Source organism: Maribacter sp. 2-571, assembly GCF_050589625.1.
In the GTDB taxonomy this organism is placed as follows: Bacteria; Bacteroidota; Bacteroidia; order Flavobacteriales; family Flavobacteriaceae; genus Pelagihabitans.
Genome location: NZ_JBNGOP010000001.1, coordinates 86,576 through 98,595 on the forward strand (window position 1 = coordinate 86,576; position 12,020 = coordinate 98,595).

Sequence of the window (12,020 nt, forward strand, 5' to 3'; positions counted from 1 at the left end):
ATGGGAAAGACCGCGCGCATCACTGACAATTAGGGATGAATGGCCCGTAAACCCGATAAACAGGCATCATTTTTGTTGTGTAGTCAAACAGATTATGGTAATTTTAATATTGTATGACCGAGGCGGCATTAGAAATAGAAAACAAGGAGATTACCAGGCAGTATAAAGAACTGCTTCGTATCAGCTATCAGACCTTGACCCCAACGGATAAAAAACTGATCCGTTCGGCTTTCGAGGTTGCCCTGGACGCGCATAAGGACCAACGACGAAAGTCCGGCGAAGCCTATATCTTTCATCCCATTGCGGTAGCTAAGATCGTCGCTTCCGAAATCGGATTGGATGCGGTATCGATTGCATCGGCGCTATTGCACGACGTGGTGGAGGATACCGAATATACCCTGGACGACATCGAACAGATGTTCGGGGAAACCGTTGCGCGCATCGTTGACGGGCTCACCAAGATCGCGCATTTAAAAAAGGACATGAACATCTCCCAACAGGCGGAGAACTTTCGAAAGATGCTGCTTACCCTGAACGACGATGTTCGTGTCATTATCATAAAAATAGCCGATCGTTTTCACAATATGCTTACCATGGATGCCATGCCGGAGCACAAACAGGTGAGAATTGCATCGGAAACCTTATACATCTACGCACCGCTCGCACATCGTATCGGGCTTTACAATATAAAGACCGAACTGGAGGACCTGAGCTTAAAATACACCGAACCGGAAGTCTATGCCGATATTCAGGGGAAAATAGAGGAATCCAAGGAAGAACAGCAGGAATACATCGACTCCTTTAAAAAGGTTATCGAAAATTCTCTGGACAAGGAAGGGTTAAATTACAGCATTAAGGGCCGTATGAAATCGATTTTCTCGATGCGCCGAAAAATGAAGGCGCAAAACGTTTCCTTTGATGAAATTTACGACAAGTTCGCCATTCGGATCATATACGCCTCGGACCGACAGAACGAGAAGTTTTTGGCATGGAAAATCTACTCCATCGTTACCGATCACTTTACGCCGAACCCGGTGCGTTTGAGGGACTGGATATCATCGCCCAAATCTACCGGGTATGAAGCGTTGCATATCACCGTAATGGGACCTGGGGGGAAATGGGTAGAAGTACAGATACGGAGCTACCGCATGCATGAAATTGCCGAAAAGGGCTATGCGGCTCATTTTAAATACAAACACGGTGATCAAAAGGAACAGGGTATTGAAATTTGGCTCAACCGCTTGCAGGAAGCCTTAGAAAATCCGGACACGAACGCCGTGGACTTCGTGGAAGAGTTCAAACTCAACCTGTACGCCAAGGAAATATTCGTTTTTACCCCCAATGGCGAGTTAAAATCCCTACCAAAGGGCGCCACTCCGTTGGACTTTGCCTTTACTATCCATACCGAGGTCGGCATGCACACAAGGGGGGCCAAGGTAAATGGAAAATTGGTACCGCTCAGTACCGTTTTAAACAGTGGCGATCAGGTAGAGATCATTACCTCCGACCAGGCCAAACCCAATCAAAACTGGCTGGACTACGCCACCACGGCACGGGCACGGTCAAAAATCAAATCGTCCCTCCGGGAAGAGCAAAAAGCCATCGCCCTTGAAGGCAAAGAAGTGTTGCGGCGCAAGCTAAAGACCCAAAAAATTACCTTGAACGAGGATACGGTAAACAAAATGGTGGCCCATTTTAAGTTAAAGACCAGCTTGGACTTGTTTTATCGCGTAGGCATGGGCGCTATCGACAACCTCATGATCAAGGATTTTGCTTCCTCGTACAGCAATGCCTTTATCAGTTTTTTTAAAAACAAGATGCGTCGCAACCCTATTCCGGAAGACGTCAATAAAGAGGAAATCACCTCCAAATATGACCTCTTGGTATTTGGCAAGGAAGAAGAAAAACTGGATTACACCTTATCCCAATGTTGCAACCCCATACCCGGAGATGACGTATTCGGTTTTGTGAGCGTTTCGGAAGGGATCAAAGTGCATAAAAAGAATTGCCCGAACGCTATTTCGTTACAGAGCAATTATGCCTACCGAATTATTTCGGCAAAATGGGTAGACTCGTCAAAAGAAGAGTTTCGTTCCGAAATTCGACTCACCGGAATCGATAACCTCGGTTTGGTCAGTGAAATTACAGCGGTCATCTCCGACAACATGCACGTGAACATGCGGAACATCAATTTCAGCACCGATGGCGGCACATTTACGGGAACCATAACGGTGGTGGTAAAAAACAAGGGCATCCTCAAAAAAGTAATGGAACGTTTGAAACAGATCAATGGAATCGAAAAAGTGAGCCGTATCTAACCTAGGCTTCAATTGGTCCAACCATCGGTCACATAACGGAACACCTTCGCGCCAGTTCCGAAAACCGTTCAAAACAATAGCCTTTATCCGATATTTTTTGCACCGTGGATCATGCATTTCCCAAATGGGAATATCTTTGGATAATTGCCCCTTTTAAAGGTTTCATCAATCAAAATTTAACTGTACATTTGCGAATTGATGCAGCGATATCAACACTATGGCAACAAACAAGGACCAAGAAATCGTAAAAAACGTGTTCACCTCATTTCTAGAGGATAACGGGCACCGAAAAACTCCGGAACGCTACGCGATCCTGCAGGAAATCTATGAAAGTGACGACCATTTTGACATTGAATCACTTTACATAAACATGAAGGTTAAAAATTACCGGGTAAGTCGTGCGACCCTTTACAATACCATTGAACTTTTATTGGAATGCAAGTTGGTCCGCAAACACCAATTCGGCAAAAATCAGGCGCAATACGAAAAGTCCTATTTTGACCGGCAACACGACCACGTTATCCTTACCGATACAGGAGAGGTCATCGAATTCTGTGATCCACGTATCCAATCCATCAAAAAGACCATCGAGGAGGTATTCGATATCAAAATCAACAACCATTCCCTTTATTTCTACGGCACACGGAATGAGGAAAAAGAATCATAAATACAACCAATAACCACAAAAATACGTTTAATAACATGGCAGTTGATCTACTTTTAGGATTGCAATGGGGAGATGAAGGAAAAGGAAAAATAGTTGATGTACTTACCAACAACTACGATATTATCGCACGTTTTCAGGGCGGGCCCAATGCCGGTCACACGTTGGAATTCGACGGGATCAAACATGTACTCCACACCATACCTTCGGGAATTTTTCATAAAAATGCCATTAACGTGGTGGGCAATGGCGTAGTTATTGACCCTGTTATCTTTAAAAAGGAACTGGATAATTTGGAACAGTTTCAGCTTGATATTACCAAAACGCTCTTGATATCCAGAAAAGCACATTTGATATTGCCTACCCATAGGTTGTTGGATGCCGCTTCCGAGGCTTCAAAGGGAAAGGCTAAAATCGGATCCACGCTAAAGGGTATCGGCCCTACCTATATGGACAAAACCGGCCGTAACGGCATACGGGTCGGTGATCTGGAGATGAGCGATTGGGAAGAAAAATACCGCGCTTTGGCGGACAAGCACGAATCCATGATCGCCTATTATGATGTACAACTTGAGTACGACTTGGAAGATTTGGAGAAAGACTTTTTTGAAGCCGTGGAGGTTTTGAAAAAACTGACGTTCATCGATAGCGAGGAATACCTATACCAAGCGCGTAAAAACGGAAAAAAAATACTTGCGGAAGGCGCCCAAGGGTCCCTTTTGGATATCGATTTTGGGACCTATCCCTTTGTAACCTCTAGTAACACTACCGCTGCAGGAGCATGCACGGGCCTTGGTATTGCCCCCAATCAAATCGGGGAAGTATTCGGTATTTTTAAAGCCTATACCACGCGAGTGGGAAGCGGGCCTTTTCCCACGGAACTGTTCGATTCGGACGGGGAAACCATGGGACGCGTCGGTAACGAGTTCGGCGCAACGACAGGTAGACCGCGACGTTGTGGCTGGTTGGATCTGGTAGCGTTAAAATATGCCGTGCAGGTGAACGGGGTAACCGCTTTGATGATGATGAAAGGCGATGTGTTGAGCGGCTTTGACACCATAAAGGTATGTACCGCCTATGTTTACAAGGGAAAAGAGATTACCCACCTACCCTATAACATTGAACCCGAAAATGTAACGGCGGTTTATTCCGAAATGAACGGATGGCAACAGGATTTGACAAAAATGGATCATATCGACCAATTTCCAGATAGTTTAAATGCCTATATTGCTTTCTTGGAAAAAGAATTGGAAGTACCCATAAAAATTGTTTCCGTAGGTCCGGACCGTACGCAGACCATACACCGTTAGAATAACTATGGGTGGTTTTCAAGTTCTTCGAAACCAAAGAAAACATTGAAACCCATACCTTATGAGATTTTCGTTTCCCAACTGTATTTTACAGCTATTGGTGCTTGTGCTTTTAGCGAGTTGTGATACTTCTAAAAAAGAGATGGTCCCTTTGGAAAAGGGCAGTCGAATTGTATTGTTAGGAAATAATTTGGGTTCCCGAATGGGGAACTACGGTCATTTTGAGACCGAACTGCATCTTCGTTATCCCAACCATAATCTTTTTATAAGAAACATGTGCGACGGTGGGGATACACCCGGCTTTAGACCACATTCCGCGCGTATGGACGCCTGGGCCTTTGAAGGGGCTAAAAGTTTCCAGAACGAACTGGCCATAAGTTCCGGTAGCGAAGGGCTGTTCGAAAAACCCGATGAATGGTTGCAACGACTTTCCGCCGATATCGTACTCGCTTTTTTTGGTAACAATGCGCCGTATGCCGGTGCGGACGGACTGGAGAATTTTGGGAAAGAACTGGAAGCTTTTATAGTGCATACCCGATCCCAAAAATACAATGGCTCCGTTCCGCCCGAATTGGTAATCGTTTCCCCGACCGCCTTTGAAGATCTTTCCGCGGTAAGGGACCTGCCCGACGGTGTTGCGCGCAACAAGGAATTGGAACGCTATACCCAAAAAATGGCAGCGGTCTGTGACACCCATAAGGTTCCTTTTGTTGATGTATTTCATAGTTCCAAAGAATGGTACGAAAAAGATGGTCCGTTTACGATCGATGGTCTTCAATTGAATTCAAAGGGCTATCAAAAATTGGCCAAACAATTGGCCGATGTGATCTTTGGCGCACGTGAAACAAGCAGTTCGATACCGCTCGACCGCTTATCAAAAGCCGTCAGCGACAAGAATTTTTATTGGCAAAACGACTATAAAATGCCCAACGGCGTTCATGTTTATGGTCGCAGACATGCTCCTTACGGTCCGGACAACTACCCGTTTGAAATCAAAAAAATACGGGAAATGACGGCAATTAGGGATACCGCAATCTGGTCTATTGCCCAAAACAACGCCTATGATGTTGCCGCGGCCGACAAAAATACCACAGCGTTACCACCGGTAGAAACAAATTTTACCATGGGCGACCCCAATCAGGCCGTACGCTACCTTTACGGAGAGGAATCCCTAAAAACGTTTACCATGGCGGAGGGGTACCACATCGATCTTTTTGCTTCGGAAAAAGAGTTTCCCGATTTGGCCAATCCGGTACAAATCGCTTTTGACGACAAGGGAAGGGCCTGGGTGGCCGTAATGCCATCATACCCGCACTACCGGCCAGGAGACCCTAGACCAAACGATAAATTACTCATACTGGAGGATACCGATGGCGACGGGAAGGCCAACAAACAGACGGTGTTTGCCGAAAACCTGCACCTACCGATCGGTTTCGAATTTGCTCCGGAAGGCGTTTATGTAAGCCAAGGGACCCATTTAAAGTTATATACCGATACGGATGGGGACGATAAAGCCGATAGGGAAGAAATTATATTGAGCGGTTTTGACGACCATGACACCCACCATGCGATTTCCGCCTTCTGTGCAGACCCTTCCGGGGCCATTTATATGGGGGAGGGTACCTTTTTACATTCCAATGTAGAAACCCCCTACGGAACGGTACGTGCGACCAATGGAGGCTTTTATCGTTTTAGTCCCCAAAGCAACCGATTGGAGCGCAACGCCCAAATCAGTATTCCGAACCCCTGGGGTATCGCTTTTGACCATTGGGGGCAGGATTTTTTCTTGGAAACCTCTACCACCAAAATGCGTTGGATGATGCCCAGCACCTTAAACCCGGTTTACGGAGTTTCGTCTCCCATGACGGAAGATCTTATTGAGGAAGCCCACCGCGTTCGGCCGACATCGGGCCTTGAATTTGTTTCGAGCCAGCATTTTCCCGAAAACGTACAAGGCGATATCCTTTTGGGCAATACCATTGGGTTTTTAGGTATCAAACAACATCGGGTACAGGAGAACGGAACCGGTTACCGTACCGAGCACCGTCAAGATCTGCTCACCAGTACCGACGCCAACTTTCGTCCCGTGGATATCGAATTCGCACCGGACGGTTCGTTATACCTTGTCGATTGGCATAATGTTCTGGTCGGCCATATGCAACATAACGCCAGAGATCCGTTACGCGATCACGTACACGGCCGCATTTACAGGGTTACTTATCCATCAAGGCCATTGGTGACCCCACCGAAGGTTGCGGGTGCCAGTATCCCGGAACTGTTGGACAATCTGAAATTACCGGAGTACCGCAGCCGTTACCGTAGTAGAAGGGCCCTGAGGGGAAAGGACAAAAAAACCGTGATGCAACAACTGCGGGAATGGGTCGCCACTCTGGACAAATCGGACTCCGAATACGAACACCACCTTCTTGAGGCCTTATGGGTATCCTGGGGGATGAACGAGGTCGACCTTACTGTTTTAAAGGAAATGCTTTCCGCCAAAGACCATAGGGCCCGCGCCGCAGCGGTACGGGTATTGCGTTATGCCGGCCACGACATCGCGGAGCGTAATACCTTGATGAAAAAAGCGGCGAACGACCCCCATGGCCGTGTGCGATTGGAAGTAATCGCAGCCGCATCATGGTTGCCCTCGGAAACCGGACTGAATATTTTGGAGTCCGCAGCGGCGCACCCCCTTGACGATTGGATGAAAGCCTCCTATGAATTTGCCCATGCGACACTATCCGGTACCTTTAAGGAAAAAGATGCCGCCGTGGTTCTGGCATCCCACTTGAAGGGAGACGACTTTGAACAGTTTAAAAAGGGAAAGGAAATCTACGAAACGGAAGGCTACTGCGTTACCTGTCACCAAGAGAATGGCGGGGGGCTTCAAGCCGGCGGGTATCCCACCTTGGTAAACCAAAAATGGGTGGTCGGCAGCCAGGAACGATTGATCAAGCTAACCTTGAACGGACTATATGGCCCAATGAAGGTATTCGGCAACCATTATGAAGGACAAGTACCCATGCTGGCCTTTCGGGATATTTTAAAGGACGAGGAAATTGCCGCCGTATTGACCTACGTGCGAAATGCCTTTGGCAATAAGGCCACTGTGGTTACCCCCGAAACCGTAAAAACCGTACGGGATGCTACAAAGGATAAAAAAGGATTTTGGACCCCGGACGAACTTTTGGAACTGCATCCTATGGAATAACGACCGAATAGCATATCGATATGAAACGTTATCACTGAAAATAATCAGCACTCTTAAAAGGAAATGTCATCAACCCTCGCCTGGTAAAATGAGGGGACCACAACTAACAGAGGTCAATCTATACCTGTGAAAAAAGCAATTAATTTTCCAAAATTCCTAAGGTATCTCGGTATCCTGTTGCTGTTCGCTTTTGCAACGGTAAGTGGTCAGGAAGAAGTTGTTACCAACGATACGCTGTTGCTGCGTAACTTTAGAAATGAGTTTATTCTTAGCGAAAGCGACTCTTTACCGATGGATGTTTTTCATAAATACGTAAATATCCATAAATCCCTGAAAGGAAATCCGTATTTCGAAAATCTTCTATTGTATATCAAAAAGTCTACAAAAGAGTCTATAGGATTAGACCCGGACAAATACGAGATAAACTTTTTTATCTCGCATAATGATTTATTCGCCCTACATCCGGAGCTTTTCGAAAATGAAAAAAGACTACCCGTGAGTTATGGGCACATGGAAAACGTATATTACGGAGTAAACAATGGGAAAAATAAAACCAACGGAATCTTTATAGTAGAAAAGGGAAAGATTATTTCTTTCTTTCCTCATATTGCTATAAATCCAAAAGAAATCCATCCGTTTTTGCTCAATGAACCAGTAGATATGGAACTGCTGGAAACCATTAGCAAGTATGCCACAATGGATTAATCGTTTTGTAAATTCCTAAAGAACGTCTTCCCTGCTTCACCGCAAGGAAGACGTTTTATCTTAAATGGAACTCATTTAGACTTTTTTAATTGGCTAAAAAATTGTCCTTTACAACCCTGTTTTTACCTTTTTTCCTCTCGTAGCCCTGCTATGAAACTCAAAAAAGTCTTTAACAGGCCTTTAAATCACTAATTTTCGCTTCAATCCAAAAAGTCTAAATGGGTTCATGGTTTTTTTTACCCTAAAGAACGACCACTGATTTTTAAATTACCTTACACGAAACACCTCCATAAATCGGTACCATTCTTTGCCGCATATACCATACCCCGATTGCCAATTCTATCCAAAAATGAATAGGTTCTGCCGTCAAAAGTGGTATTTTTGAACAAAATCCAGACGTTGAGAACCGGGTATGTTTTTCTAATGCTATTGCTCACCGCCCACTTGGGATGGGCACAAGAAACTTCGGAACAAGAGGTGGATACCACACAAATACGCGTGGTGTACGGTGCCAATTTCACCAAGGACGAAATACGGTTTCCCGGAGCTTTTATCTTCAGTAAGGACCAAAAACAGGTACAATTCCGCCATCAGGGCGCGGATCTTTGGTGCGATATTGCCATACACTATCAAAAAGAAAATCGCTTACGGGCCATTGGCAATGTGCGTTTGCAGCAGGGAGACTCCGTAGAATTGACCAGCGGCAAAATCGATTACGATGGCGAAATCCAACTCGCAAAGGCATACGAAGATGTAATCTTGGAAAACAAGACCACTACGATAACCACGGATACCCTATACTTTGATCGGGAAAAGCAAGAATCGTACTATCAGGATTTCGGTACGGTAGTCGACTCGACCAACACGCTTACCAGCGAGATCGGAAGGTATTTTATGGAAATTAAAAAGGCGCAATTTCTGGACAGCGTCCATATCGACAATCCTGAATTTACCCTGGATTCGGAACAGCTCGATTATTATACCAATTCGAAAAATGCCTATATGTACGGGCCTTCGACCATTATCGGGCAAACGTACCGGATGTATTGCGAGCGTGGTTTTTACGACACCAATATTGAAAGCGGTTATGGCATTAAAAACACCCGTATCGATTACAACAACCGCATCATTGAAGGGGATAGCGTTTATTTTGATAAAATTACCGAGTTCGCTTCCGCTACGAACAATATAGTAGTCACCGACACGGTGAACAAAGGTATCATTCGCGCGCATTACGCCGAAGTGTACAAGGCCAAGGACTCCGTTTTTGCAACGAAACGGGCCGTATCAATAAACCTTGTCGAATTGGATTCGCTCTATATGCATGGCGATACGCTAATGGTGACCGGTCCGCCCGAGCTTCGTATTCTAAGGGCGTTCCGCAACGCAAAATTTTATAAGACGGACCTCAGCGGTAAATGCGATTCCATTCATTCCGAACAACGCACGGGAATTACCCAATTGGTCAGAAACCCCATTTTATGGAACGGCGAAAACCAAATGACCGGGGATAGTATTCACCTCTTGTCCGATTTAAAAACAGAAAAACTCGATTCCTTAAAAGTGTTGGAAAATGCGTTTATCATATCCCAAGATACCATTGGAAAAATCGGTTTCAACCAAGCCAAGGGAAAAGACCTTTTTGGAAAATTCATCGACAACGAACTCAAGTACATCGACCTGATAAAGAATACAGAGGTCATTTATTATATGTACGATGAACTAGATCTTATCGGCGTAGACCAAACGGTGTGTAGTAAAATCAACATCATCATGGCCAATAACGATGTGGAAGACCTCACATTTTTCACCAATCCCGATGGGGACATCACCCCACAGGACCTCTTGGAAGAAGAAAATCCGAAACTCAAAGGATTTATCTGGCGTGGCGATGAACGTATATTAACGAAGGACGATATTTTTGACGAGGACGATAACAACATCGAACTGGTAGTCATCAAAGGCGTTAACAATCCGATAGACACCGACGCAGAGGAAGACCAACGTGCGCTGAACCCCATAGACCCGGTAAACAATATTAAACCAAGAGATTCCGATATTCGGGAGAAAACAAGAAAGCCTAGCGGCATCAGAAAAAAGAAGAACATAAAAAAATCGGTGCAAGCCCCAAGTCCCTAGGCAACTATTAGCATGACGATTAAGAAAGCCGCGAAGCGTTATGACTTAAAATCATACAAAAAGGGAACGGATAACGGTACCAATTATCCGCTTTGCAGTACGAAACTGTTTTGTATTTAAAAGGCATACAACCAAAGAATGAAATTCTTTTCCGTAACGTACCAAAATACCGATTACCTGTCGGCGATAGGCTGGTTTGTATGGCATTTGCGACGGAGAACTTGTTATAAAAAGCAATTGCCCAGAGCAAACGGGAAAGCGTATACCATTTTAACTTTGAAATGGCATGTATAGAAATTGAATTATTTTTTAGTTGTTCAAGGCAAAAAGCCCGTCCCCGGCTTTTTAACGAAGTACAGCTGAAAAAGAAACCTTTTATTAGTGCTATTTCAAAGTTAAAATAGTATTAGTACCAAGGTGCAACCTTTCAACTAACGATCGTGACCAATGAAAGCGACCCTTTTGGAACCAAAAGTTGTTCGATGAAAAAAGAGTTCTTTGCCCATCAGGCACAAACGACCCCCCATCCCTTAGCGATGGAGATATCCCATGCTTCCGGAAGTTATATTTACGATACCGATGGCAAGGCACATCTCGATTTTGTCGCCGGAGTATCTGCCTGTAGTTTAGGCCATTGCCATCCGAATGTTGTAAAAGCCATTCAAGAACAAGCGGAAACCTATTTGCATGTTATGGTATATGGGGAATACGTTCAGGAACCTGCCGTTCGCTATGCGGAATTACTGGCTTCCCTGCTTCCCGAACCTTTGGAAACGACTTATCTGGTAAATTCCGGTACAGAGGCGATCGAGGGCGCCTTAAAGCTGGCACGGCGCTATACGGGGCGTTCTGAACTCATTGCCGCACACCGGGCATATCACGGCAATACTATGGGAAGCTTGAGCGTAAGTGATTACGAACCAAGAAAAAGCCCTTTTCGCCCGCTGATTCCCGATGTCCGTTATATCCACTTCAATGCCCCTATCGCACTGGAAAACATTACCGAAAAAACGGCGGCCGTTATTTTGGAGACCATTCAAGGCGGTGCCGGCTTTATCTGTCCCGAGGCCGATTACCTTCAAAAAGTCCGAAAACGTTGCGACGAAACGGGTGCCCTGCTCATCCTTGATGAAATTCAACCGGGATTCGGTAGAACGGGAAACCTTTTTGCATTTGAACACTACGGCTGTGTACCCGATATATTGGTCATGGGAAAAGGAATGGCCTCCGGCATGCCCGTAGGGGCGTTCACCTCTTCCAAAGAGATCATGGATAGTTTAAAAGACCATCCAAAATTGGGACATATCACCACTTTTGGCGGCAATCCGGTTATCGCCGCGGCCAGTCTTGCCACCCTAAAAACCATAACCGAGTCAAACCTCATTTCGGATACCCTCGAAAAAGAAAAGCAATTTCGGGAACTGTTGCAACACCCATCCATCCTAGAAATACGGGGTAAAGGGCTCATGCTGGCACTGATCATGAAAACTCCAGAAATGGCGGATTATGTTGTTTTGGAATGTGCAAAAAAAGGGGTGCTTTTGTTTTGGCTGCTCTTTGAAAAAAGAGCGGTACGCATCTCTCCTCCCCTAACCGTTTCCCAGGAAGAAATTGAAAAAGGGTGTCGTATTATAACAACGGTTTTAACAGCATATGAGCAATAAACTGTTAAC

Annotated in this window: 7 protein-coding genes; all 7 read left to right on the forward strand. The window is 45.3% G+C overall.

Annotated elements, in window-relative coordinates; translation table 11 throughout:
* Positions 1-113: 113 nt before the first annotated feature.
* The 7 genes from ACRD7P_RS00360 to ACRD7P_RS00390 all read left to right on the forward strand — a co-directional run bounded on the left by ACRD7P_RS00360 (position 114) and on the right by ACRD7P_RS00390 (position 12,011).
* Positions 114-2,318, forward strand: coding sequence for a RelA/SpoT family protein (locus ACRD7P_RS00360; protein ID WP_430905475.1), 2,205 nt, complete (start codon positions 114-116; stop codon positions 2,316-2,318).
* 217 nt (positions 2,319-2,535) lie between these two features.
* A complete protein-coding gene (locus ACRD7P_RS00365; protein ID WP_430905476.1) occupies positions 2,536-2,985 on the forward strand; it encodes a Fur family transcriptional regulator in 450 nt (149 codons plus the stop codon).
* Positions 2,986-3,020: 35 nt separating this feature from the next.
* Positions 3,021-4,292, forward strand: coding sequence for an adenylosuccinate synthase (locus ACRD7P_RS00370; RefSeq protein WP_430905477.1), 1,272 nt, complete (start codon positions 3,021-3,023; stop codon positions 4,290-4,292).
* Between the two features lie 61 nt (positions 4,293-4,353).
* Complete coding sequence (locus ACRD7P_RS00375) at positions 4,354-7,503, forward strand: PVC-type heme-binding CxxCH protein (RefSeq protein ID WP_430905478.1); 3,150 nt, start codon at positions 4,354-4,356, stop codon at positions 7,501-7,503.
* Positions 7,504-7,629: 126 nt separating this feature from the next.
* On the forward strand, positions 7,630-8,208 hold the full coding sequence (locus tag ACRD7P_RS00380) for a hypothetical protein (RefSeq protein ID WP_430905479.1): 579 nt from the start codon (positions 7,630-7,632) through the stop codon (positions 8,206-8,208).
* Between the two features lie 423 nt (positions 8,209-8,631).
* Entirely contained in the window at positions 8,632-10,347 is a 1,716-nt protein-coding gene (locus ACRD7P_RS00385; RefSeq protein ID WP_430905681.1) for an OstA-like protein, read from the forward strand.
* Positions 10,348-10,829: 482 nt separating this feature from the next.
* On the forward strand, positions 10,830-12,011 hold the full coding sequence (locus ACRD7P_RS00390) for an aspartate aminotransferase family protein (protein WP_430905480.1): 1,182 nt from the start codon (positions 10,830-10,832) through the stop codon (positions 12,009-12,011).
* The last annotated feature ends 9 nt before the right edge of the window (positions 12,012-12,020 follow it).